Raw genomic sequence first — 24,509 nt, forward strand, 5'->3', positions numbered from 1 at the left:
AAATTGGGTATTATTAAATTGAACTTATCATTGGGAGGTATTTAGATGAGAGATATTAGCTATAGTGACCTAGATTTATTAAGCATTAATATTCTAGTGAATCTCTATGAAAACAAATCCGCGACATATGTATCTAATAAATTGAACGTACCAGCGCCCAAGATAAGCCGTTGCCTTAAACATGCTCGTGAAATTTTTGGCAATGAGCTGTTTATACGTAAGAAGTATGGCCTAGTACCTAACGAGTTCGCAGGCAAGGTTTATCCCATTGCTAAGCAGATCTTGGAATGCTCTAATAGCCTGCAGCAGCTGCATGGTGAGGCTATTGCTGATAATGTTCATAACTTTGAAATTGTCGCTCCTGATTTAGTGTCATTTCCTTTTCCTAAGATGCTATTAACATCTATTAGAGATGCAGGTAAAGATGTCAATTTTAATATCTCTGCTTGGAATAAGTCTTCCCTTGATCATATTGTTTCTGGGGATATTGATATTGGTATCTGCTGCAGTAAAGCGATAGGTAATCTCGAAAGTATAGATGATAACTTAGCTGTATTACCGTTAAAAAAATTAAATAAACTTTTTTTGATTTGTGATGAGAAACATCCAATTCTAAAAGAAGAAATTACCTTAGAGTCAATTGCCAAATACCCATACGTTAATAGTAATGTTGGTGATGCGGAACAGAAAATGAGTGCGTTTCAAGAGTATTGCTACCGTAAACAGATATCACTAAATACAGAAATGGATTTAAATGGTGTTTCTAGCTTATTCGAATACCTAAGACAAACTAACGCAGTTGCGTTACTGCCTTATAGCTCTATATATAACATGATCAATACGACGCCTGGCTTGCATGCTTGTCGGCTAGCAGAAGTTGAATCAGAAAGGTTGTTTATGGAAGTCAAACCACCAACCTTATATATGGTTTATAACAAGAATAATCATGAAACTAATTTCCAGTGGTTATCAGAAAAAATTCAAGGGTTAGTTCATTCCGCTTTGCATTAAAATTGCTGAGGGTTTATAAATAAAAAGCCACTCAATGATGAGTGGCTTTTTATTTTTGGTTTAATTTATATATAAAAATAAATTAAATCTGAAATAGCTAATTCTATTATTTAATATTGCCATTTTTAGTTAGTTTATCAATACTAAGGTTTTTATATAAATTTTGATATGACTATAAGTTATCTTGCATAATACTAGATAAAAGAGAAGTAAATTCATTTTGATGCGTTTCATGAAATTGCAAAAAATGACTGGGGTGACGTAAATTATTAATATTTTTAAAGTGTTCTTTATAGAATTCAGTCATATCAACTAGCTCTACATCATCACGTTGTTTACTTAATTCAAACGGAAAAACTGATGGTGCCCAACAGACATCATCAGAGTGAACGACTCGCTCGAATGCCATTAATAAGCTTGAAGTAATTAAGCTAATATTGGCTTTAAGATCGACAGTTTCGCAACAGCGACTAACGAGTTCATTGAGCTCTGAAGTCGGCCCATTATGAATGAAGACTAATCTATGGCTCAGAATCGCCTCTAGGGTAATTTCACCTTGAAGAATGGGGTGATCTTTACGTACTACCAAAAACCAAAATTCAACATCGCCTAACTTATTATTGATGACACTTTCGTGTTGAAATTCACGAGAAGAAATGGAGTAGTCCAGTTTGCCTTGTACAATCATTTGCTCCACATTTTCAACCCAAGGGTGAATATCTACCGTGTGGCTTATACCGAGGATCTCACTGGCTTCTTCAATCGACTTTAAGATGAAGGTCGACATTTGTTCTGGGGCGCCAATATGCAACATACGATGATGCTCTGGCTTTGTGTTAGCCACGTCAGCCATTTGATCATAGGCAGACACGATATTTTTTGCGAGAGGGTAAAGACGTTCGGCCATCGCATTAGGCTGTAAGCCATATTGCTGTCTGATAAATAACTCATCATGGATTACTTCACGCATGGTACTAAGTGCGCGACTGACCTTTGGCTGAGTGCTGTTGAGCTTTTCGGCAACCACACTGCCATTTTTGAACTCAAAGAGGCCAATAAGGACCTTAAGAGTAAAATAATCTAATCTTGATAGTTGCTTTTGCATTCATTTTTACCAAGTGCTTGAGTTATTCCGATTTTGGGAACTTATCATAACAATCAGTGTCTAAACCGTGTTCAACTCACAGATTACCCCTTTAGAGGTATTTTGGCACTATTGTATGACCTAAACACTATATTATTCAGCTAGATAAAAAATACAAATGAGATGCAGTTTATTGATTTGTATGTTTTTGGTGACAATAATATATAAAGTGTTGGTGGTTTTTTGTTTAGTTGTTAAGTTGATCGCGTTTGGGAAATTGCTGATTTTAGCACTGAATTTCAAGTAAAACGGTATTACACTGGCACTTCTTGTTCTAGCATGGGTTTATGCTAGTTTTTAACTAGTAGATAGGTGGAAATAAAGCATGCTCAGATTGAGTCTGGTAATGTGCATTGGTCTGTTTTTATCAGCATGTGCGAGTCAGCCTGATACAAATAGCTCGCAGGCCCATGGCGATGCTAGTCAAGAGAGGATCCCCGTTAAGGCTGAAGGTACACTTTGGAATGAAGTGCAGTTACTGAAATTTCATCAGCAATGGCAAGGTACGCCATATCGTTTAGGCGGGTTGTCTCCAAAAGGCATAGATTGTTCTGGGCTGGTGTATGTTGCTTATCAAGATCTTATCGGATCAAGTATTCCAAGAACGGTGCGGGGACAAACCAGCTTGGGCAACCGTATTGCAAAAAGTGATCTGCAAAGTGGTGATTTAGTGTTTTTTAAAACCACAGGTAGTGGACGCCATGTTGGGATCTATTTATCCGGCCATCGTTTTTTGCATGTGTCGACTAAAAAAGGGGTGATGATTTCCAGTATGGATAATGTTTACTGGAAACCCCGCTATTGGTTTGCGAGTCGTTTATAGTGCTGATCTTATTGGTGGCGAATGCTGTTTTCTTTTATCGTTGCCTATTCCCGATGAGCAAGTTTACCTAAGTCTAAGATCTACAAACCTGTGTTGTTAACTCTTGATCAATCTCTCCGCCTAAAGAGTAAAATTGTGGTATTTTAGCCGCATCTAAAGTCTAATTTTTATTTAGACGTACAGCAATTAAATGATCAAGTTTAAGGATTTTGTCATGACCAAAGCTAAAATCGGTATTGTTACGGTAAGCGACCGTGCAAGTGCAGGCGTGTATGAAGATTTATCGGGAAAAGCCATTATTGATGTGCTAAATGAGTATTTAACATCAGAGTGGGAACCTGTTTATAAGGTAATTCCTGATGAAACTGCAGATATTGAAGCCACGTTAATTGATATGGCCGATGTGCAAAACTGTAGCTTGATTGTCACTACTGGCGGTACAGGTCCTGCTAAGCGTGATGTGACACCTGAAGCGACAGAAGCCGTTTGCGATCGCATGATGCCAGGCTTTGGTGAGCTAATGCGCGCTGAATCATTAAAGTTTGTGCCTACAGCTATTTTATCTCGTCAAACAGCTGGTTTACGTGGTGACTCGCTGATTGTTAACTTACCTGGCAAACCAAAATCAATTCGTGAATGTTTAGATGCCGTATTCCCAGCAATTCCATACTGCATTGATTTAATGGATGGCCCATTCTTAGAGTGTGATGAGTCAGTCATCAAGCCGTTCAGACCAAAAGCAAAGTAATCTAATATTTGTTTACTATAGGGTGAAATGCTTATGTCTTCACCCTATAGCTACATTTCAAACCATTCATCAAAGCTTAACTCTTCTGTATTACACCGCGCTTAGCCCGTCATTTATCAGTCATCATCACATGATTGTAATGAGCACTTGTAAGCCTATCTATTGCGGCTCTTCTCAATTATCGCTAGTTGCTTATTTTCGACATAACGGATGACTGCAGCTAATGACTACAGCCCTTTTCTAAAGATCAAATGCGCGCTATAGCCAGAAAATATGGCAAGAAATGGAATGGCAATGAGATGTACAAATACATTGGGTGCAGTACTGAAGTTTAGTGACAGTAATAACCCCCAACTGACGAAAAGATAACTCAAACTGACAATAATATGCTGGCTGACTTTTTTCATGACTTGTGTCCTTACTGCTAATGACTCACTGTGATTAACAGTATAAAAACTAGACAAATTGATTTTAAGTGTCATTATTGACAAATATAAAGTCAAAAGTGACATTTTGAGGTCGTGATGAAAACAATTTATATTTTAGCGGCGGGTAACGTGGTGGCGAGCGGCCTGGTGAGCTTTTTAGATGTATTTAGTTTTTGTAATGCCTATTGGCGTCGTATTAATCAAGATGTCAAAGAAGACTTGTTTCATTGTCATGTCATTTCAGCTGACGGTCATAACGTAAAAACCAATCAAGGTTTTGAAGTACCCGCCAAAGGGCTAGCGCATCCTGATGATATTTTGCAGGCTGATGCCGTTATTCTGGCCTCGGCCTTTGTGACTAATCGGGCTGAGTTTCAAGCATTTTTAACCGATTTTGAGCCTTTAATAGCACCACTGTCGCGCTTTTCAGCTGCTGAAAAGCCTGTTGCGGCTTATTGTTCAGCAACATTACTGCTTGCTGCATCTGGCTTATTAAACCAAAGGCGAGCCACAACAGTGTGGTGGCTTAGCGAGATGTTTGAGCGCAATTTCAAAGATGTGAAGTTATGTATGGATTCATTAGTGGTGTCTGATGGCCATATCCATACCGCAGGCGCGACCACCTCAAATTTAAGCTTGGCGCTGCATCTTATTTCGATTTTAGCGGGTGAACAAATGGCGCAGCAGATGGCGAAAATATTGCTGATCGATCCTAATCGCAGCTCTCAACAACCCTTTATGACAATGGCGATTAATCCTGAACAGCATAAAGACGAATTAATACATAACGTCCAGCGTTGGATGCAGGATGACTTGAGCCAACACTGGTTGTTAGATGACATTGCAGATAAGTTTGCCGTAGGCAAGCGCACGTTGATTAGGCGCTTTAAAAAAGCCGTGAATGAAACGCCAGCGAGCTATATGCAGCGCCTTCGAGTAGATGAAGCAAAAAGGTTGCTAGAAACAACAGAATTGGCCATTGAGCAAATTGTCGAGCGGGTCGGGTATGAGGATGTTAGCTCGTTTAGAAAACTATTCATCCAGCTTACCAGTTTAAGCCCGCGTGCTTATCGACAAAAATTTAATACCTATGCCTGCTGCTAGCGATACTTTTTTTGGGCTTTGAGTGCCAACTAAAGTGAGTTAATTTGCTGCTTTAAATCATACTCTGGCTCAGTGACAATTTTCTCAAGAGTGGCAATTCGCTGCTTGAGTTCATTGTTTTGTTGTCGCAGTAACTTCATTTCTTCAGTTTGATGACCTGACTTATTAGCGCTTTTTGACTTCATATACTGCTTAAAAATTTCAGTCGCTGTAGTGCCAACAGTAATCACAATGACTAAAGCTACAATGGCGTATTCTTGTTCCATAACAGACTCCTTCCTATATGAGGGTTTATACCAATCAGCATAAGAATGATCACTTATTTATCCAGATTGGTATTAGCATGATGAGCAAGCTTGGTATTCAACCTTACCCATGCATGCCTTTAACGTTTACAAACCAAATACTACTTTCTCGCTTTTCAGCAGTTTCTCTAGCCCTAATGCCAGTGCAATTGACAGTACCAGTGTGGCTGCAGATGACACCAATAATTGCAGCATTGGTATTTCCCGTCCTTTAATAAAGGCCATTAGGGCTTGCTGTTGACCTGAAACAGGTAACCATTCCAGTACATCAGGGGCGATGTTGTAGCTCGCTGCCATTGATAAAGCGAGCGGGACAAACAGCACCATGGTGAGATAGGACTGAGCCTCTTTAAATGTTTTGGCCATAAATGACACAAACAATTGTAGGGTCGCCGCCATAATGGCGAGTGGAATGCCAATAAATAGCATTAGCCCCATAAAGTCTGGCGAAATATTTACGCTAAAGCCAAGCTCTTGCCAAGGCACAAAGGTGTAGGCAAATTTAGACACGATTAAAATCAGCAATAAGCCCAGCAATGCAAAGCAGGTGACTGCAATGATTTTACCTAGTACTAATTGGCGTGTACTAATAGGGTGGCTTAACAGCAGTGCTAATGAATTACGTTCACGTTCGCCCGCACTGGTATCAATAGCCAGGTTCATGCCTGAGATAAACACCGAATAAATCATGGTGAAAATGGCAATTCCTAAAATAAAGCCGCCTTTAGAATCTGGCGTTGCTTGATCTTCTACTACCACTTTAATTGGCTGCACAACAGCGGGGTTAATCCCACGTGCAATGAGACGTAAGCTGCCCATTTCACCGCTGTAGGCTTGCAGTTGGTTTTCAACTCTGCGAATGGATTGCTGTAGCTTTTCATTTGAGTTATCGGCGATTAAGGTGATTTCAGCAGGCTTTGCTTTCGCCATGTGCGCTGCGTAATCGTCACTGATGACGAGCTCGATATCTTTGACATCTTTAGCTGTAACCCCTTCGTCAGTTGAAGCGTTAATGCCGCGATTATTTAAGAATCGGACTAGATCAGGCGCGTTGTCGGCATTGGTGATCTTGATGTTGAGATCTTCAGGGGTCGATAGTTGCCCAATCAACACCATAAACATGCCGCACATTAACAGCGGGGTACCGATGGCATAATATAGACCTGCCATTACTGAGCGTTTGTCACGCATTGCGTCGATGAGTTCTTTGCGAACCATTGCTATAACTGTTTTCATTAGGCTGCGATTCCTTCGTCAGTACCGATGAGTTTAATAAAGGCTTCTTCCAGTGAGGTTTCACCCGTTTGTTGGCAAAGCTCTTCTGGGCTACCTGTGGCAACCACTTTACCGTTAGCCATCACGATGACTTGGTCACATAAAGCGGCCACTTCTTGCATGACGTGGCTTGAAAACAACACGCAATGGCCTGCTTTTTTAAGCTCAATTAAAATATCTCGCAGTAACCTGGTACTCATGACATCTAAGCCACGTGTTGGCTCGTCTAAAATGATGTTGGTTGGCTGGTGCACTATCGCTTGGGCTAATGCAGTTTTCATGCGTTGCCCTTGTGAGAAACCTTTACATCGACGGTCGGCAATATCTTCGAGTTTTAATTGCGCGATGACATTGGCTGTTGCTTGTTTAGCATCAGCCTTTGACATGCCGCTGAGTTCGGCAAAGTAGCTAATGTATTCTCTTGGCGATAATCGCTCATATAAACCAAATGGGTCTGGGAATAAACCTAATTGTGCTTTTGCTTTTGTCGGCTCTTTGGCAACATCAATACCATCGATTTCGGCATGGCCTTCATCTGCCGCTAATAAGCCAAACACTGTTCGTAGACAGGTGGTTTTACCCGCGCCATTTGGGCCAAGTAGTCCAGTAATATGACCGTCATGAGCACTAAAGCTGAGGTTATCCAGTGCTTGTACGTCGCCAATTTTTTTCGATAAATTCGATACAGTAATCATGATTATTCTTCCTCAGCGTCAGCTGAAAGGGTTTCAACTGAGTTGGCATTTAAGTAAAAGCTTCTACGGACATCCTTTTCTAAGCATTTACCGTCAATGTTATCTATCGAGCCACTGCTAACTAAATCTGCGATGAGATCGTTACCGCAGCTTTGATAAGCCACGCCATGGGTAGCAAATTCAGAGACAAAATGTTTAGCATTAGTGAGTTTTTCTGTGGCCATATCGCCCCAGCTTGGTGGCGTTGCAGGATCTAGCTCACCTGAAAGCAAGAGGGTAGGAATGTCACTTGCGATAGCATCGCTAAAGCTGTTATCTACTTGCGGCATATTCCACACGCTGCACGTTGCCTCTAGTCCTTCTATCATGGTGCCTCCCATGTAAGAGTCTTGTGCTTGTTCGCGCATGCTTGTTGTGATGCGATGAATGTCTTCGCCACAAACTACAGAGGCGTGCATTCCCATGGCGATACCTGTGCTATCTGAGGTTAAGGTGTAAATGCCTAATATGGGTTGGTAGTTCCCCAGAGCGGCTTGATGAATTGCATGCGGCGTTAACGAGCGAATGTTGGGCATGTATAGCGCCATTCTAATCGCACCGTTAAATTTACCTCGAGTCAGCAAAAAGCTGGTTAGCTCATCAGTTTGTGGATCGCGTACTTGTGTCTTGACTGGGGATTCAGCTAACTGATTATCGACAGAGATGAAATCTTGTTCAAGATCCGGGAATTGCTGACCGCATAAACTGTTTTGCTGACAGTCTTTAAAAAGAAGGGCGTAGCCTCTATCGATGGCTTCACCAATAGCGATAACACTTTGCTGCATTGGTACAACACCATCTAAAGTCACGGTGGCGACCGCATTTGGATGTTCACGCATATATAGCTGCGCCATACGGGTACCGTACGATACACCATATAAATGCAGTTTTTCATAACCTAAGTGTTGGCGAATAGCTTCAAAGTCAGTTAACGCCGTTAAGCTGCCATATTGAGTGACATCAGCATCTATTTCATCTAAGCAGGCTTGAGTGTCTTTCACATAGTCCATATCGTCATCATTAAACGATAGCACTGACATATCGTCATCATCACAGGCTAAGATATTAGATTGCCCAGTCCCACGTTGGTCAATCAATAAAATGTCGCGATCTTGACGGACTTTAGCCAGTACGCGGTCAAACCCTGCGGCATTTTCAATGGCTGATTGTCCTGGTCCGCCAGCAATGGCAAGCATGGCTTGTTTTTTAAAGCTGGGTTTAATCGCTGGTAATACAGCGTAATGAACGGTGATTTTCTTGCCATCAGGCTTGGCTGGATTTTCAGCCAATAATAATGAGCCGCACTGCACTTGCTCAGATAAACCATCAACATAACACGCTGAAAGTGGAGCTTGTTCAATAGCAACAGTGCTTTCATCTGCCGCAGCAGATAAGCTCATCATAGACAGTAAACCAACTTGAACGGCGCTTATCAGCTTTGATTTTGTTGTCAGCCAACGGGCATTGCTTACCTTGTTATAGGTTCCTTGCAACATAACTTTTCCGATGTTCATTACATCTTTCCTTTTTGCATTTCAGGATGATTGTGGTAACTTAACATTAGTGTATCGGTGTATCAATGTATTAATACAGTAAGTAAAGGCTAATGCTAGAACTAATAAAAGTCAACCCCAGTAGTGGCGAACCCATTTACCGACAATTGCATGAGCAAATTGTACGGTTAATTGTGGGTGGCCAATTACAAGTGGACCAAGTGTTGCCTTCGGTGAGACAACTTGCTGAGCACCTAGCGGTTAATCCAATGACAGTGTCACGAGCGATTCAACAATTAGTAGAGCAAGGTTGGCTTGAACGTCGACGTGGGCAACCTACTCGAGTCGCGAATAGGCAATCTAACGATGACACGTCGGGTCCGCAATTACTTGTCCCCCAAGCACTTGATCTAATCAATCAAGCAAAGCAATTAGGTATCAGCCTTGAGGAGTTGCAAGCGTTAGTGGCAACTCAGTGGAAACAATAATAAAAAAGCCATAACAGCAGTAAGTTAACAAGGAATACGTTAAATGGATATCAGTACTGAGGCAATTTTAAAATTCAACCAAGTCGACAAGTGTTTTGACGATAATGTGGTGCTTAAACAGTTAAGTTTTAGCTTGTCAGCTGGCATGGTCGTAGGCTTATTAGGTCAAAATGGTGCGGGTAAATCGACGTTAATGCGTGCTGCATTAGGCATACTGAACATTGATGCGGGCGAAATTACGGCTTTAGGTGAGCAAGCAGCTGAACTATCTATCGAGGCAAAGTCTAAAATTGGCTACGTACCTCAGCAACCATTTGGCTATGAGGGTTTTACCATTGCTAGTGCGCTTGAACTGCACAGCAGCTTTTACCCTGAATGGGATAAGTCGCTCGAGTTAGATTGGTTAAATCGCTTTGGGCTTGAAGCTAACCAACAAGTGCAAAAATTATCAGTGGGTCAACGTCAATCCTTAGCACTTATCATGGCCATGGCCTATCGCCCTCAATTACTTATCCTTGATGAACCCGTTGCCAGTTTAGATCCTATCGTTCGTCGTCAGTTTATGGGGGACTTGTTTGAGCTTGCTTTAGAGTCAGGTTCTGCCGTGTTGTTTTCGTCACACATTACTTCAGATTTAGAGCGTGTTGCCAGCCATGTAGCCTTAATTAAACAAGGTGAACTCGTACTATTTAAAGAAATTGATGCGTTACGTGAAGAAGTGATGTTAGTACAGCTTGCTGAAAACCAAACCTTACCTGATGGTGTAAGGGTATTGAATCGAAATCAACAACAAGTGCTGGTGGACAATGCTGATCAAGTTGAAATAACAGGCGCATTAAACAAAACCACGCTCAATTTAGAGCAACTATTCATGGAATTACACCGATGAATAGTCGACAGCCCATGAGCAACTTACAGCCCAAGTCGAATAAAGGTGCATTTCGTAATCCATATAAAGGTTTTTACTCGATATGGATCCGCGATTTTGGCAGTTTGAGCTTCTTACTGGTGGCTTTACTTGGATTAGGGCTTGCCGTACTGACGTTACTGACTAAGCCTGAAAAAGTTGAAGTGATTAATCTTACCTTGGGGATGTGTATTTTATCTGTCTCCGCTACTGTTGCTTGGCAGTTTATTAAATTGACTGCTAGTGAGCACGCAGCGCTTATTCCGCATTACCGTAAGCAAGTAATGGTTCAAGCCATTAGTGTTTTTATTCTGATGTCATTGATTTGCTACATAGTATTTGAGTCCACTGAGCAGGAGAGCATAGGGACGTTAATGCTGTTTTTCAGTATTGGTATGGGATTTATTTATGTGTGTTTAATCAAGCCACAGCGATTTAACTTATCGGTATTTGTGTTTGTATTTATCCCTTTGGCACCCGAAGTGATCGTGTATTTACCTGAAGTGATTGTGAGTTATTTAGTGCTTCTGCCTGTGCTACTTGGCTTTTTAATTGATAGACAATTATTACGTCTAAGCTGGAATGACGATGCCAGAGCGATTTATTTAAATGGCTTAGAAACTGGTTGGATGATTGGTCCTATTGCAGGGCAAAATCGCTGGTTTATGAAATTGAGTCGTTATCTGCATCCTGCAAGCTACTTTGTCGGCCCGATGCTCGGCATGATATTAATTGTCGTACCTATTTTGAGTGTTGCCGCTATTTTTCTGTCTGCATACATGGAAGCTGATGTCCCGGTATTAATGGTGCTGTCGCAATTGATGATTATGGTGTGCTGTTTAATTCACTGGACACGTGTTCAGCGTTGGCGGGCAGCTGAAACCCTATATATGCTGCCCAGCTTTAGTGGTAAAACGGGTTTAGTAGGTCAGTTTTTTAATTCTCAATTACGTTTGTTGATAATCGTAATTGCAATTATGTCACTGATTACCTTGTTATCTGCTCAGTTTAATTCACAAATTTCGTTAATGGTCGGCTTACATGTCGTCGCCAGTACTACTTGGGCATCTGGCTTAGCACTTGCTTTTGGTGCGATGAGCCGTTCGGTACTTCAAGTAAGTTCTTCAATGCTGATCGTGATCTTTAGCTCTGTATGGTTATCGACGTCGCTCGTTACCTTACGAGAAGAGAATGCTATAAGTCTTGGATATTATTGGGGAGATTTAGGGTTATTACTGTTAATGGCTGTTTTACTGGTTATCAGCAGAAACAAATTATGGAAAAATGGTGTTGCCAGTTTGTAAAATGTAGCGATAATCTGTGAATTGACGCTAATTTAGACTAAAAACTCTTATTTTTCTGTATGGCTTAAAGTAGAATGCCAAAAAGCGGAACACTTGTAAGCTAAAAGGTAATTATTAATGTCTCTCGAACAATTTCATTTAGTCAGACTTCTACAGCAGCAAAGCACAGCATTAGAAGATAACATCGCACTCGAAGGATTTGAGATGGCAGCCCCTTGGAACAAAGTTTCATGGAGCCAATTTGATACTATTACTAATAAAGTGGCACAGCTGTTAATTGATTTTGGTCTACAAGCCCAAGACAAAGTGGTTATCGTTGCGCAAAACAGCCCACAATGGACATGTGCAGATATTGGCGCACTTAAAGCACGAACCGTAGTCGTACCTGTTTACCCAACAAGCCCAATGGAACAAGCTGTTTTCATCGTTAATGATGCCCGCGCTAAAGTCATTTTTGCAGGTGATGAGAGTCAATACGCAACAGCATGTAAAATCCAAGCACAGTGTCCAACTGTTGAGCATGTCGTGGTGTTTGACAGCAATGTTAAGCTGGCCTCAGATGAGCATTTCCATTTTGACGATATCCTGATTGCAGAGACAACGCCTGCAAGCGAAGCTGAACTTGAGCTGCGTTTATCGCAAACCAATCTTGATGACTTATTAACCCTTATTTATACCTCTGGTACGACTGGCGATCCTAAAGGTGTGATGCTGGATTATCGTAATATTGCCTCGATGATCGAACAACACGATACAGAAATTGCTTTTAAAGCGGGTGATGTCTCATTGGCATTCTTACCACTTAGCCATGTGTTTGAACGTGGTTGGAGTTTTTATGTATTGTGTCGTGGTGGTCATAATGTTTACCTTGCTGATACAAACCGCGTTAAAGAGGCGATTGCTGAAGTTCGCCCGCATACCTTATGTGTCGTGCCACGCTTTTTAGAAAAAGTGTATAGCGCTGTGCATGACAAAGTGAACAGTGCGCCAGCAATACGTCAAAAACTATTTAACTGGGCTATTGGTGTGGGTTCACGACAGTTTGAAGTCGGCCAAGGTCGCAAGAAAGCCAGCGCCGCATTATCTGTGCAATGGAAGCTGGCTAACAAATTAGTATTCAGCAAATTACAGAATGTATTAGGCGGTCGCCTTAAGTTTATGCCTGTTGGCGGCGCTGCATTAGATGTTAATGTTGGCGGCTTTTTCCACAGTATTGGTGTGCCAATCTTGTGTGGCTACGGCATGACTGAAACCTGTGCCACCGTGACGTGTAATACGCTTGATAATCGAGTGTCTGGTTCAAACGGTAAACCACTGAGTGCTATGGAAGTGAAAATCGGTGCTAATAACGAAATTTTAGTACGTGGTGACACCGTGATGCGTGGTTACTTTAACCGTCCACAAGATACTGAAGAAGCGTTTGAAGATGGTTGGTTAAAAACCGGTGATGCAGGCATGTTAGATGCTGAAGGTAACCTATACATTACCGACCGCATTAAAGAGCTGATGAAAACCTCGAACGGTAAATACATCGCACCGCAACGTGTTGAAGGTAAAGTGAGCTGTTGCCCGTTCATCGAACAAGTTGCGATTGTGGCTGATGCCCGTAACTATGTATCGGCGTTAATTGTACCTGCGTTTGAGTCACTTGAATCTTGGGCCAAAGAACATGAGATTAAGTTTGAAAACCCAATAGAGCTGTTACGCCATAGCCAAGTGGTAGAGCATTTTGAGCAACGTTTGAAAGAGCTACAACACGAGCTAGCGGGATTTGAGAAAATTAAGAAATTTACCTTATTGCCAGAAGCCTTTTCGATGGAGTCGGGCTTAATTACCCCAACCATGAAACTGCGTCGTAAGAAGATTTACTCAAAGTACGTTAATGAGATTGATGCGATGTACGCGAAGTAATCTCGTCTAGAGTTAAATGAAGTTTTTAAAGGGCATCTAATGGTGCCCTTTTTTGTGCCTGCTTTCTAAGGAAAGCATTCAAGCAGCAATCAGTTATAGGTATTATGATCAGTTCTATATGCCTTATCTGAAATTACCCGAGTAAACCATGGCTAAAATCGATGTTAAGAAACAACTGAAACACTTATATCAGCCGTCGAAAAAACAGGTAGTCAGTGTTGAAGTGCCACCAATGCATTACTTGATGGTAGTCGGCAAAGGTGAGCCTGGAAGCCCACAGTATGCGGAGGCTATAGAGGCACTATATTCAGCCGCTTATACTATTAAGTTTATGATCAAAAAGGGCGTCACCGACGTTGATTACGGTGTACTCCCACTTGAAGGTTTATGGTGGGCTGAGGATATGGATGACTTTATCAATGATAATAAACATAACTGGCAATGGACCATGATGATTATGCAGCCTGATTGGGTTGATAAGGCATTAGTTGAAGCGGCCATCAGCCAAGTGAAATTGAAAAAGGATTTAGCGGCGATAGAATTGGTACGCTTTGCATCTTTCAGTGAAGGTTCATGCGCGCAGATTCTGCATGTGGGGCCCTTTTCAGAAGAAGGCCCAACAGTTGCTAAAGTACATGGCTTTATTGAGTCTGCTGGGTTTACCTTATCGGGTAAACATCACGAGATATATTTGTCCGACATTCGTCGTGCAGCCCCTGACAACTGGAAAACTGTTATTAGGCAACCATATAAAATTTAAGCTTAACGTTAACAGTAAGCCATCACAGTAGTGTCATAAAAGGGCTATATTCTCAATTCAGTTTGCTTAACTGAACCTGCTACTTTGAAAAAATTAAAACGCTATCAATATGAACGTTATGCTGTGCTATGCAAAGTCACTTATCGAGATGACTTTTCGCCTGAAAAGCTAGGTTTCTCTCATGAACATTATCGAGATATCGCCAATCGCTGGGGAAATATTTGTGCTCGGATAATGTGGCATGCAGATAAAAAAGAAGTGTTAGTGGTGTTTCGAGGCTCGCAAACCCTCAATGAGTGGCTGATTAACTGTCAGTGCTGGCCTAAAGCGAAACAGTTTAACGATTGTAAGTACCATGTTCATGCAGGCTATGATTACCTTTTAGAGCAAAAAACTAATCCTATACAGCCGCATTACGATCCTAATATCAGTTTATTCTCCCAATTACAGATGGTGCTCTATCCCTTGATAGTCGCAGGTAAGCGGGTTTCTTTGACGGGGCATTCATCAGGTGGCGCGATGGCGATATTAGCTGCTGATCGATTAGAGCGCTTATATCCCAACTCAATCAAACGTGTGGTGACCTTTGGCCAGCCTTCTCCTGGTTTTAAGAGCTTCCAAAAAGCGTATTTATTACAACGACGTACTTATCGTATTTGCTGTGATATCGACGTAGTGACTTTTTTGCCGCCACTTCCGGGGATTTTCTTTCATGTGGGTAAAATGCTCTGGCTGCACAACGAACGTGTCTATGAAAATACGCCGCCGATAAAACGCTTTTTGTTGAGCTTTGTAAGCTGGATAGTGTCACCGTTTGCCTTTCATTACATGCATAAATACATTCGCAATAAAGACTTCTTTGATGATATCTAATATTTTGACCCCAACTCTTGGCTGACTTACACTGCGAGCAGTTTTGTTATTTACTAAACAAGTTATAAAACTAAGTAATAGCCAATAAAGCCAATAATAACAAGAGGTCAGCATGTCAGAAACCCAATTTAGCTTAACCCTAACGCCACGTTTTTGTGAAACCGATGCACTGGGGCATATTAATAACACAGTCATTCCTGTGTGGTTTGAGGCGGCACGAGATCCGATTTTTGAAATCGTTAATCCAGGCCAAGATTTATCAAAATGGAACATGATCATTGCAGGATTTAACATCGCATTTAATGCGCCAACCTTTTACGGCCAAGATGTACTCGTTAAAACTCATATCAGCCGAGTGGGCAACAGTAGTTTCGAGATTGCTCAAAGTTGCTGGCAAAACGGACGCCAAACTGCTGAGGCTAAAACCACTATGGTGCATTACGATTATCAGGCTGAAAAAAGCCAACCGATGACTGCTGAAGTGAAGGAACAACTGGCGGCATTAACTGGAGATATGACGGCTTAAGGTTAATGGGTGATAAAGCGCGAGCGGGTAATAAAAAGCTCGCGCACAGATCAAAGTTTCTAGCTCATCTTGGGTGGCATACCCTGTAAATTCTTAGCTAAAACCTGACGTTTATGCTTGTTCTAAGTGTTGATTTAACGCATCAAGTAACTCTGGTGTCAACTTGGCTTTTTGTCCCGTTTTAAAGTTAAACATCACCACATTGGCAGTGCCAGTTGTTGTTACCGCTTGTTGCGCCTTACTGAAAATACGGTAATGCATGATAAAGCGGTCTTCTTTTACGTCACTAATATTGACGCTGACTAATAACGTATCAGGGAATGTCACTGGTCGTTTGTAACGCGCGTGGGTTTCACTTAAAACAGGACCAACGGCGGTTTTTTCAAGTTCGGCCATCATGTTTATCTGGCTAAAAAAATCAATTCGAGCGGTTTCAAAGTAGCGAAAATACACCACATTGTTGACGTGATTGAGTGCATCCATTTCACCCCATGCTACTGGAATTTCAGTAATAATCGCATGTTGCTGAATAAACTGGTCCATATAAATCTTACTCCCTAATAAAGTTAAACGCTTGTTTGATTTTTATTCAGGTTAACAGGCAAAACCTAGTTCAACAAGCATGGAATGCTTTGCTATCAATTAGGCAATATGTTTTGATAATGTTAAACCACTATTTGCTATGGAATGTGCCGCTTGAACTCCTTTAACTACCCACGATTACAGCAGCTACTTTATCGTCCTGTTGTGAGTGTATCGGCCTTACCCCGAGTGATACTCAGTTATATTAAGACCATCATCGATAAGTTGACTGTGGCGCAAAAGCTGTACTTCATCGCCTTCCTTTTGATGTTTACCACCGATGGAGTGACGATGGTGGGGATCATTGCCATGATTGCAATGATGATTGAGTTTTGGCCATTGTTTACTAAAACTTGGCATAGTTTAGCCGGTAAAGCTTTTTTGTTGTTGTTTTATGCCATTATCGCTAACTTCTCATTAGTGTGGGCTGCATCCGTTGTTAATGAAGTATCAGGCGTTGATGCTGATCATTTAACCTATACCCACAATCTCGTTATTCTGCTCTATATGCCAGTATGGTTTGTACTGGTGAGCGGAGTGGCGTTAATGCTGCTGCAAGCGGTAATTCCAATTTACTTTGTGTTGATGCCACTACTTAGCTTGCTTGGTGTTAAATCAATACGTTTTACTAATAGTGAGCATTATCGAAAACGCACTATATTGCTACGAATGATATTGGCGTATGTGGTGTTAGCTAACCTGTATTTATTAAGTGATATTGAAAACACCTTTGAAAGTAGTGATCCCAGAGCCAAAATGATCAAATTGTTAGAAGAGGAAACAGGTGAAAAACCTGAAGATATTGATGCTGGTTTGCAAAAGCTGTCAGCCGTTGGTGCGAAAATTGTTGAAGCTAAGGCTGAGGGAGAGGTTAAGGGAGAGGCAGAAACAGAAACAACTTTAGCCGCTGAGAATAATGACATAGAAAGCCTTAGCTCTACAGAGCCAGTGCATGCACCTGTTTCTGTTCCTGGTTCTGTGACTTCGACTTCTAACAAAGATACTCCTCCAGATATCGCCGCGAGCACTCAAAAGGTGATTGAGGATGCAGTTCAGCAATCAATTAAACAAGTGCAGCAAAATGAAGTGAAACGTTTGAGTGTTGGGGCAGATGAAGTCGCTGAACGACGGTACGATATTATCCGCGAGAGTTATCGCTTGATGGTGAGAATGACGATTGCTAATTTTATTTACTATTTTGAGGGTAACCAGTTTTCTCGCTGTGAATCTCAAGCGGATAGTAAAGTGGTTGAGTTAAATGACTACGAGATATTAGAAATCATTCCATCCGATGAAGAGGATAGTCGATACGGTTATGACTTTTTGGTAAAAGCTTGTGTTTCACCCGCATTTCCGGTTAAGAGCGAATGATGAATAAGCCAATGCGTTTAGTCTTAAACTGTATTGTATTTAGCTATGCTTTTGGGCTAATAAGTGCCCCGTCTTTTGCCAATGCTGACGGTGCTCTTGATCAAAAATTGAGTGATGTGACCAAAGGTAATATTGCCACTGCAATTGTATTGTCGGATGCCAGTTTAGTGTCTTTGGGAGTGGTTAATTTTGACCCAAGCAATATCGTTGACTTGGACAACATTGATACAGGGTCTAAAGAATCAATTCAGCGCCGTAAAGAGTTGAGCGTTTACTCGATCCCATGGGAAAGTCAATGGCTTGAATTAACCCCTGATTGGCAAATGGCCAGCTTTGTTAAGTTCTCTTACATCAATTCGAAACAATCTTTACTGCTTTCTGATCAAGCAAACATGACCGAAAAGCTAGACGAAAAGAGTTATTTATTATCAGCAGAACAGCGTTGGAAATATAGCTTATCTGAAAACTGGGGGATGCAACTTGGATTGGGTGGTCACTACATTTGGTATCGTAATGACTTTGATTATAGCCCTGATATAGAGTTCTATCGCGAGTTATTTGATGGGCAGGTATTTAATACCTCTTATGATGCGTGGATGATTGACCCTTCAGTACAAGTGCATTATCAAGGTCATCTTTGGAATAATAAATGGCAGTTTATTAGCCGTTATAATTATGCCCTCGGTAATATCGTTCATGCAGACGGGTCTGCTCAATCGGGATCGCCTGAGGTTAGCCGGTTTAGCAATACGTTTATTTATCATTATCCACTGCCAGAGCTTATGAGTTATCGCAATGAAATGCGCTTTTTGTTTAAGCGAATTGACTTAACCGGTGATGCAGTGGATACCATGGGAACCAATCATTATTACGAAACAGGACTAGGCTGGATTGTTGAAACTCCTGCATTATCTTCATGGTTAACTAATGTAGGAATTGGAGTTACGGTGAATATTGATAGTGCGTTAAGTGGCGGTAGCTTGGTGCTATTGTTTAATGAAGATATTTAATAACGAGTTGAATGAAGATATTTAATCGAGCCTGAATGATGGCCAATAAAAAACGACCTTGAAGGTCGTTTTTTTGTTGCTAAATAGGGGATAATTAATCAATTTTCAGGGCAGAAAAATCGCTGATTTGAGTAAACTTAGCGGTCTTTTGATTATCAAAACGTACCATTTGCACAGTGTGTAGCCCGGCAGCATCGGCGGCTTTTAGCTCTTCAACCACATCAGAAACAAACAAGACTTGTTTCGGGCTCAAACTAACGGTATTGAGGATATTGCAGTAAGCTTGTTTGTCTAATTTGTTCCCCGTACGGGTATCAAAATGGCCATTAAACTTAGGTGTTAAGTCCCCTGCATCGCTGTGGCTAAATAACATTTTTTGCGCTTCAGCTGAACCTGAAGAGAAGCTGTAAATACGGATATTAGCTGCTTCAATACGTGGAATAGCATCGATGAAATCTGGGTAAATATGACCGGTAAACTCACCGCTTGCGTAACCTTGCTTCCAAATAAGACCTTGAAGGGTTTTGAGTGGCGTTGCTTTACGGTCTTCATCAATCCACTGGGATAGGATTTCTGTTACGCGTTCAACAGAGGCGTCTTGCTCTAGTGCAAGGTCGCGAACGTCGCTGATACAGTATTCAACCAGTGGGTTATGTTGATTTTTATCAAGAAAATCACCCATGGCTTTTTTTGAATACGGGAATAGTACATCTTGAATAAAATCTAGATCAGTCGTGGTGCCAGCTGTATCTACGATAATCGCTCTAATACCCATAATGTCTACGTACTCCAATCCTTAAATGTGCTTGACCAAGATCCTAAGCTTTATTAGGTCTGATGGCTAGTCAAATTGAACAACAAAGGTAAGGATTACTCAAATCAATGATATTCCACTGTTATTAGCTGCCAATGCTGTTATGTTTAGGTATTATGCATAAACAAAGCAGTGATAATTAAACCAAGCACTTAAAGGTGACAGGCTATGATTTCTAAATGGGCAAAACGTTTCTTTCAGATGGCTGAACTTGTTGGTTCATGGAGTAAAGACCCGTCAACACAAGTGGGCGCGGTGATCACTAAACATAATCGTATCGTGTCTGTCGGGTTTAATGGCTATCCCCATGGGATTTCTGATAGCGCAGAAACTGACGATCGTGAAATGAAGTTATTGAAAACCTTGCATGCAGAAGAGAATGCCATCTTATTCGCTAAGCGCGATTTAGGCGATTGTGATATCTGGGTTACCCATTTTCCTTGTCCTAACTGCGCCGCTAAAATCATTCAAACCGGTATTACGGGTGTGTATTGCCCAGAGCAAAGTGAGGACTTTTTATCTCGCTGGGGCGATAAGATTAAAGTCAGCCAAGATATGTTTTTGCAAGCAGGAGTAAAAGTGAACTGGCTGCCGGTTCATGAGCTTGAATAGCATTGAGAGTTGCCTTTTTTCTTTTCATATCTCTGTGTGATTAAGCCGACGTTAAGTCGGTTTTTTTATATCTGCGTTTTATTTCAACATTCTATTCCGCACTAAATTAGTCAACTAATACTCCTAAAGGGATATTCATTAAGCCAATGCTTATTCTTTCTGCTTTTTATTCCTCATCATATATTTCACTTTTGTTTCAATTGTTTAAGGTTTAAATGTTGCAAAGTTAGCTCAAGCATTAGCCATTGTTAAATTTATATTCTGTGATTCATGCCCTTTAATTTGTCTTCTAAATGCTCATTTACAAATGTATATATATAAATAAGCGTATATGCAGTTGATGATATGTAGTGTGTTCAAGGGGATTGAGATGAGCAATAAAATAGATACAGGTAGAAGAGCGTTGTTAAAAACCTCTGCAGCAGGTGCTGCACTATCTGGAATAGGTTGTAGTAGTTCGAGTTCAATTGAACCTGTAATGAAGGGAATTGAGCAAGAGCTACCAAGTAAAGATACAGTTACTGGTACTGGTCAGTGGGTAGGTACAACGTGTCAAGGATGTACTTCTTGGTGTGCCAAGCAAGTTTATGTGATGGACGGGCGTGCGATTAAATTAAGAGGTAACGTTAATTCTAAAGTGCACGGTGAAGCAAGTTGCCCAAGGCAGCACCTTAGTCTTCAGCAAGTCTATGATCCAGATAGAGTGAAAACACCGCTTATGCGAACAAACCCTAAGAAAGGCAAAGAGCATGATCCTATGTTCAAACCGATTTCTTGGGATGAAGCTTTAGATTTACTGGCTGATAAAATTCTAGCGCTTCGAGCTGCCGACGAATCTCATAAATATGCTTTATTGCGTGGTCGCTATTCCCATATCAATGAGCTGATGTATAAACATCTTACTCAAATGATTGGTTCTCCAAATAATATTTCCCACAGTTCAATATGTGCAGAAGCCCATAAAATGGGGCCATACTACCAAGATGGTAACTGGGGTTATAACCAGTATGATGTTGAAAATGCTAAATTTATTCTTTCATTTGGTGCCGACCCCATTGCGAGTAATCGCCAAGTTTCCTATTACTCAAAAACTTGGGGCGCAGCGCTAGATAGCGCAAAAGTGGTCGTAGTAGACCCTCGTTTATCGGTATCAGCCAGTAAGGCTCACAAATGGATCCCAATCGAGCCGTCACAAGACAGTGTATTAGCGTTAGCCATTGCTCATGTGGCATTAACTGAAGGTCTGTGGCATAAGCCATTTGTGGGGGACTTTGCTAATAAGCAAAACCAGTTCATTGCCGGTCAAGAAGTCGATGCTGCAGCATTTAATGAGTTACATACTCATGGCGTGGTTGATTGGTGGAACATTAGCTTAAAAGATTACACTCCTGAATGGGCAGAGTCTGTCACTAATATTCCTGCTGATACCATTATCAATATTGCGCGCGATATGGGCAAAGCTGCACCTGCAGTACAAGTGTGGACATCACGTGGGGCTGTGATGCATACCCGCGGAACTTACACTTCACTTGCTTGTCATGCATTAAATGGCTTATTCGGTGGCATTGATAATAAAGGGGGAGTATTCCCTGCTAATAAAATCAAACTAAATAAGAAGTTCCCTGACTCTAAGCCGTACCTTGATAACGTGGCTAAGAAAGGGGTTAAGCACCCTAAAATTGATCAACGTGGCACCTTAGCTTTCCCTGCGCTTAAAAAAGGTAAACCAGGCGGTGGTGTTGTCACCAGCAATACGCCTAATGGCATGCTAAGTGCTGATCCGTATGACATTAAAGTCATGTTGGCATACTTCAACAACTTTAATTTCTCATCACCTGAAGGCCAGCGTTGGAATGAAGCGTTAAGTCAGCTTGATTTCATGGCACACGTGACCACCAATATTTCAGAGTTTAGTTGGTTTGCCGACATCATTTTACCTGCTAACCACCACATGTTTGAAAAGTGGGGCGTATTAGATTCAATTGGTAATGGCGTGCATCAAGTGTCAGTGCAACAGCCTTCAATTGATCGCATATGGAACACTAAAGAAGATGAGTCAGAAATCCCATATTTATTAGCTAAAAAGTTAGCTGATAAAGGTTTTGATATGCCTTGGCGCTATATCAATGAACAGTTACTTGATCCTGAAACTAAGCAGCCAGCTAAGAGCGAAAAAGACTTTGGTGAGCTACTAGTGAAATACGTGACTTCGCCATTATGGACTGACGGTGCTGCCAAATATGGCGATAACATGACGTCTTGGAAAGAGTTCACCGATAAAGGCGTGTGGAACAGCCATCCTTATGAACTGAAAAGCCGCTGGGGGAAATTTAAAACTGAGACCCATAAGTTTGAGTTTTATAGTAAAACCCTTGAGAAAGCCCTTAATAAACATGCGAAGAACCATCATGTCAGTGTTGATGAGGTCATGGAGGCATGTGATTACCAAGCCCGAGGTAAAGTTGCTTTCGTACCGCATTACGAAGACCCATACCGCTTCGGTGATGAAAAACTGTATCCATTATTGCTGGTGGATCAAAAGGCGCGATTAAGTAAAGAAGGTCGCTCAGCCAATACACCATGGTTCTATGAATTTAAAGATCTTGATCCTGGAGATATTGCCAATGAAGACACGGCGAAAATCAACCCTATTGACGGTGAAAAACTGGGGCTTAAAACCGGTGACAAGATTGTCATATCGAGCCCTGTAGGTGAGTTAACTTGCACAGTTGCGTTATGGGAAGGAGTAAGACCTGGCACTGTAGCAAAATGTTTTGGCCAAGGACACTGGGCTTATGGTCGCCATGCGAGCAAGACATTTGGTAAAGAGGCGAGAGGTGGTTCAAACAACGACATTATCGCTGATAGATATGACAGATTAAGTGGCGCATCAGCGTACTATGGCCATGTTCGTATTAACGTAAAAAAAGCCTGAGGTAAGAGATTATGAGACTCGGAATGGTAATTGACCTACAAAAATGTGTAGGTTGCGGTGGCTGTGATTTAGCCTGTAAAACCGAAAATAACACTGCTGATGGCGTTAAATGGTCGGATCATATAACTAAAACGGAAGGACGTTTTCCTGACGTGCAATACAGTTACATACCAACCATGTGTAACCATTGTACCAATGCTGCTTGTGTTAACGTGTGCCCTACAGGTGCAATGTATAAAGACGAACGTGGATTAACGCTGCAAGATAATGATAAATGTATCGGTTGTAGAAAATGTGAGCGAGCTTGCCCTTATGGGGTCATTAGCTATAACAGACAAGAGCCTCATCGTGAGTGGCAAGATGATAAAGCTCTAGTGGCTGGCGCTACTGGATCTCCTCATGCTTTATTGAAAAAAGTAGACATTAAAACTTTTCCATATATGAACCCTGAGCGTGGTGATACCTATCCTGAAGTTCGCCCAAGAAGAACCACTGAAAAATGTACCTTGTGTGATCATCGCTTAGATAAAGGGCTAAGTCCTGCATGTGTGACGGCTTGTCCATCTGGCGCGAGAGTATTTGGTGACTTTGACGATCCAAATAGTGAAGCGTCACGTTTGATTAAAATGAACAAGACTCAACAGCTCAATCTAGATGCAGGTACGAAGCCGAATGTTTATTACATTCGCAGTTTTAACGTGAAAACTTTGTATTAAACAGCATTACAAAATTAAGTTTTAGTGAGTCGTGTTGAAGATTAGAAATGAGATGCAGGTGTTAAAGCTGCATCTCTTTTTTCTGCCTGAAATAGAATCGAAGGAATGGTTACTTAGTCGAACTGCCGCACAAGATTTTTGGGCGGTCCTGATTTTCGCCAACCAAATTAAGCTTGGATAACGCTTCTTCAATTAATGTTTTATTACCCGAATAAGTATCAGTCAACACTTGTTTTGCCCATGCTGGTAACTGCTCATTAATCGAGTAATAAATCCACTGCCCTTGTCGTCGATTGACAACAATGCCTGCCGATTTTAATAAGGCTAGGTTACGAGATATCTTAGGTTGGATGACATCTAGAGCTTCAGTAAATTCACAGACACACAGCTCTTTCTCAACAACCAACAGCATCACAATAGATAAGCGAATAGGGTCTGTTAAGGATTTGAAAAGGCTAACTGGTTCGAACTGAGAAGTCATGATTCATACTGATTGAAAATTTGGCCTACCATATGTTTTTTACCTTGTTGAGTCAATTCTAATGCTGCTGAAAGTGAACCTCGATAAGTAAAGTTTAGTGATGAATTTTCGTCAGGGCAAATCAAGATAAAGTGGTAGTTTTGTATTCATGCAG

At 41.3% G+C, this 24,509-nt stretch carries 25 protein-coding genes; 16 read left to right on the plus strand and 9 right to left on the minus strand.

The window, feature by feature from the left end; all coding sequences use genetic code 11:
* The first annotated feature begins 45 nt into the window (after nucleotides 1-45).
* Nucleotides 46-1,011, plus strand: a complete 966-nt coding sequence (locus tag K5Q58_RS10885) for a LysR family transcriptional regulator (protein ID WP_220753959.1) — start codon at nucleotides 46-48, stop codon at nucleotides 1,009-1,011.
* Between the two features lie 172 nt (nucleotides 1,012-1,183).
* Here the strand turns inward: K5Q58_RS10885 and K5Q58_RS10890 are convergent, their stop codons facing one another.
* Nucleotides 1,184-2,116 carry a LysR family transcriptional regulator gene (locus tag K5Q58_RS10890; RefSeq protein ID WP_220753960.1) on the minus strand — a complete coding sequence of 311 codons (933 nt, stop codon included), beginning with the start codon at nucleotides 2,114-2,116 and terminating at the stop codon, nucleotides 1,184-1,186.
* A 364-nt stretch (nucleotides 2,117-2,480) separates the two neighbouring features.
* Here K5Q58_RS10890 and K5Q58_RS10895 point away from each other — a divergent pair, with 364 nt between their 5' ends.
* Nucleotides 2,481-2,978, plus strand: a complete 498-nt coding sequence (locus tag K5Q58_RS10895) for an NlpC/P60 family protein (protein ID WP_220753961.1) — start codon at nucleotides 2,481-2,483, stop codon at nucleotides 2,976-2,978.
* A gap of 214 nt (nucleotides 2,979-3,192) precedes the next feature.
* A complete protein-coding gene (gene mog, locus K5Q58_RS10900) occupies nucleotides 3,193-3,726 on the plus strand; it encodes a molybdopterin adenylyltransferase (protein ID WP_220753962.1) in 534 nt (177 codons plus the stop codon).
* 227 nt (nucleotides 3,727-3,953) lie between these two features.
* On the opposite strand, the gene K5Q58_RS10905 is transcribed toward mog, so the two are convergent.
* Nucleotides 3,954-4,133, minus strand: a complete 180-nt coding sequence (locus tag K5Q58_RS10905; protein WP_220753963.1) for a hypothetical protein — start codon at nucleotides 4,131-4,133, stop codon at nucleotides 3,954-3,956.
* A gap of 117 nt (nucleotides 4,134-4,250) precedes the next feature.
* On the opposite strand from K5Q58_RS10905, the gene K5Q58_RS10910 reads away from it, so the two are divergent.
* Nucleotides 4,251-5,258 carry a GlxA family transcriptional regulator gene (locus tag K5Q58_RS10910; protein WP_220753964.1) on the plus strand — a complete coding sequence of 336 codons (1,008 nt, stop codon included), beginning with the start codon at nucleotides 4,251-4,253 and terminating at the stop codon, nucleotides 5,256-5,258.
* Between the two features lie 29 nt (nucleotides 5,259-5,287).
* On the opposite strand, the gene K5Q58_RS10915 is transcribed toward K5Q58_RS10910, so the two are convergent.
* The 4 genes from K5Q58_RS10915 to K5Q58_RS10930 form a co-directional block, all read right to left on the minus strand.
* Nucleotides 5,288-5,524, minus strand: coding sequence for a hypothetical protein (locus K5Q58_RS10915; protein ID WP_220753965.1), 237 nt, complete (start codon nucleotides 5,522-5,524; stop codon nucleotides 5,288-5,290).
* 126 nt (nucleotides 5,525-5,650) lie between these two features.
* Nucleotides 5,651-6,799: an ABC transporter permease gene (locus K5Q58_RS10920; protein WP_220753966.1), complete on the minus strand. Its 1,149-nt coding sequence runs from the start codon at nucleotides 6,797-6,799 to the stop codon at nucleotides 5,651-5,653.
* Nucleotides 6,799-7,533, minus strand: coding sequence for an ATP-binding cassette domain-containing protein (locus K5Q58_RS10925; protein ID WP_055024131.1), 735 nt, complete (start codon nucleotides 7,531-7,533; stop codon nucleotides 6,799-6,801). Before K5Q58_RS10925 ends, K5Q58_RS10920 begins: the two co-directional genes overlap by 1 nt.
* A gap of 2 nt (nucleotides 7,534-7,535) precedes the next feature.
* A complete protein-coding gene (locus K5Q58_RS10930; protein ID WP_374758497.1) occupies nucleotides 7,536-9,086 on the minus strand; it encodes an alpha/beta hydrolase in 1,551 nt (516 codons plus the stop codon).
* 92 nt (nucleotides 9,087-9,178) lie between these two features.
* Here K5Q58_RS10930 and K5Q58_RS10935 point away from each other — a divergent pair, with 92 nt between their 5' ends.
* The 7 genes from K5Q58_RS10935 (at nucleotide 9,179) to K5Q58_RS10965 (ending at nucleotide 15,834) form a co-directional block, all read left to right on the plus strand.
* The gene (locus K5Q58_RS10935) at nucleotides 9,179-9,553 is read left to right on the plus strand and encodes a GntR family transcriptional regulator (protein WP_055024132.1); all 375 of its coding nucleotides are present in this window, start codon (nucleotides 9,179-9,181) and stop codon (nucleotides 9,551-9,553) included.
* 43 nt (nucleotides 9,554-9,596) lie between these two features.
* Nucleotides 9,597-10,442 carry an ABC transporter ATP-binding protein gene (locus K5Q58_RS10940; RefSeq protein WP_220753967.1) on the plus strand — a complete coding sequence of 282 codons (846 nt, stop codon included), beginning with the start codon at nucleotides 9,597-9,599 and terminating at the stop codon, nucleotides 10,440-10,442.
* Entirely contained in the window at nucleotides 10,439-11,764 is a 1,326-nt protein-coding gene (locus K5Q58_RS10945; RefSeq protein ID WP_220753968.1) for a hypothetical protein, read from the plus strand. Before K5Q58_RS10940 ends, K5Q58_RS10945 begins: the two co-directional genes overlap by 4 nt.
* 117 nt (nucleotides 11,765-11,881) lie before the next feature.
* Nucleotides 11,882-13,675 carry a long-chain fatty acid--CoA ligase gene (locus K5Q58_RS10950; protein ID WP_220753969.1) on the plus strand — a complete coding sequence of 598 codons (1,794 nt, stop codon included), beginning with the start codon at nucleotides 11,882-11,884 and terminating at the stop codon, nucleotides 13,673-13,675.
* 148 nt (nucleotides 13,676-13,823) lie between these two features.
* A complete protein-coding gene (locus tag K5Q58_RS10955; protein ID WP_220753970.1) occupies nucleotides 13,824-14,435 on the plus strand; it encodes a GyrI-like domain-containing protein in 612 nt (203 codons plus the stop codon).
* Nucleotides 14,436-14,519: 84 nt separating this feature from the next.
* Nucleotides 14,520-15,308 carry an Mbeg1-like protein gene (locus tag K5Q58_RS10960; RefSeq protein ID WP_220753971.1) on the plus strand — a complete coding sequence of 263 codons (789 nt, stop codon included), beginning with the start codon at nucleotides 14,520-14,522 and terminating at the stop codon, nucleotides 15,306-15,308.
* A gap of 112 nt (nucleotides 15,309-15,420) precedes the next feature.
* Nucleotides 15,421-15,834 (plus strand): thioesterase family protein, encoded by a 414-nt coding sequence (locus K5Q58_RS10965; protein WP_220753972.1) that lies wholly within the window; start codon nucleotides 15,421-15,423, stop codon nucleotides 15,832-15,834.
* A gap of 111 nt (nucleotides 15,835-15,945) precedes the next feature.
* Here the strand turns inward: K5Q58_RS10965 and K5Q58_RS10970 are convergent, their stop codons facing one another.
* Entirely contained in the window at nucleotides 15,946-16,377 is a 432-nt protein-coding gene (locus tag K5Q58_RS10970; protein ID WP_220753973.1) for a thioesterase family protein, read from the minus strand.
* 153 nt (nucleotides 16,378-16,530) lie between these two features.
* Between K5Q58_RS10970 and K5Q58_RS10975 the strand changes: the two genes are divergently transcribed.
* Together K5Q58_RS10975 and K5Q58_RS10980 are read left to right on the plus strand one after the other, a co-directional pair.
* The gene (locus K5Q58_RS10975) at nucleotides 16,531-17,787 is read left to right on the plus strand and encodes a hypothetical protein (RefSeq protein ID WP_220753974.1); all 1,257 of its coding nucleotides are present in this window, start codon (nucleotides 16,531-16,533) and stop codon (nucleotides 17,785-17,787) included.
* Complete coding sequence (locus K5Q58_RS10980; protein WP_220753975.1) at nucleotides 17,787-18,797, plus strand: Solitary outer membrane autotransporter beta-barrel domain; 1,011 nt, start codon at nucleotides 17,787-17,789, stop codon at nucleotides 18,795-18,797. The genes K5Q58_RS10975 and K5Q58_RS10980 overlap by 1 nt, the downstream gene beginning before the upstream one ends.
* A 94-nt stretch (nucleotides 18,798-18,891) precedes the next feature.
* Here the strand turns inward: K5Q58_RS10980 and mtnC are convergent, their stop codons facing one another.
* Complete coding sequence (gene mtnC / locus K5Q58_RS10985; RefSeq protein ID WP_220753976.1) at nucleotides 18,892-19,572, minus strand: acireductone synthase; 681 nt, start codon at nucleotides 19,570-19,572, stop codon at nucleotides 18,892-18,894.
* A 207-nt stretch (nucleotides 19,573-19,779) separates the two neighbouring features.
* Between mtnC and K5Q58_RS10990 the strand changes: the two genes are divergently transcribed.
* From K5Q58_RS10990 to arrB, 3 genes are all read left to right on the plus strand, one after another.
* The gene (locus tag K5Q58_RS10990; RefSeq protein ID WP_220753977.1) at nucleotides 19,780-20,223 is read left to right on the plus strand and encodes a dCMP deaminase family protein; all 444 of its coding nucleotides are present in this window, start codon (nucleotides 19,780-19,782) and stop codon (nucleotides 20,221-20,223) included.
* 370 nt (nucleotides 20,224-20,593) lie between these two features.
* A complete protein-coding gene (gene arrA, locus K5Q58_RS10995; RefSeq protein WP_259651320.1) occupies nucleotides 20,594-23,158 on the plus strand; it encodes an arsenate respiratory reductase molybdopterin-containing subunit ArrA in 2,565 nt (854 codons plus the stop codon).
* 11 nt (nucleotides 23,159-23,169) lie between these two features.
* The gene (gene arrB / locus K5Q58_RS11000; RefSeq protein WP_220753978.1) at nucleotides 23,170-23,874 is read left to right on the plus strand and encodes an arsenate respiratory reductase iron-sulfur subunit ArrB; all 705 of its coding nucleotides are present in this window, start codon (nucleotides 23,170-23,172) and stop codon (nucleotides 23,872-23,874) included.
* 109 nt (nucleotides 23,875-23,983) lie between these two features.
* Here the strand turns inward: arrB and K5Q58_RS11005 are convergent, their stop codons facing one another.
* Nucleotides 23,984-24,355 (minus strand): metalloregulator ArsR/SmtB family transcription factor, encoded by a 372-nt coding sequence (locus tag K5Q58_RS11005; protein WP_220753979.1) that lies wholly within the window; start codon nucleotides 24,353-24,355, stop codon nucleotides 23,984-23,986.
* Nucleotides 24,356-24,509: the final 154 nt, after the last annotated feature.

The sequence above is a fragment of the Shewanella sp. KT0246 genome, from assembly GCF_019654955.1.
Lineage (GTDB): Bacteria > Pseudomonadota > Gammaproteobacteria > Enterobacterales > Shewanellaceae > Shewanella > Shewanella goraebulensis.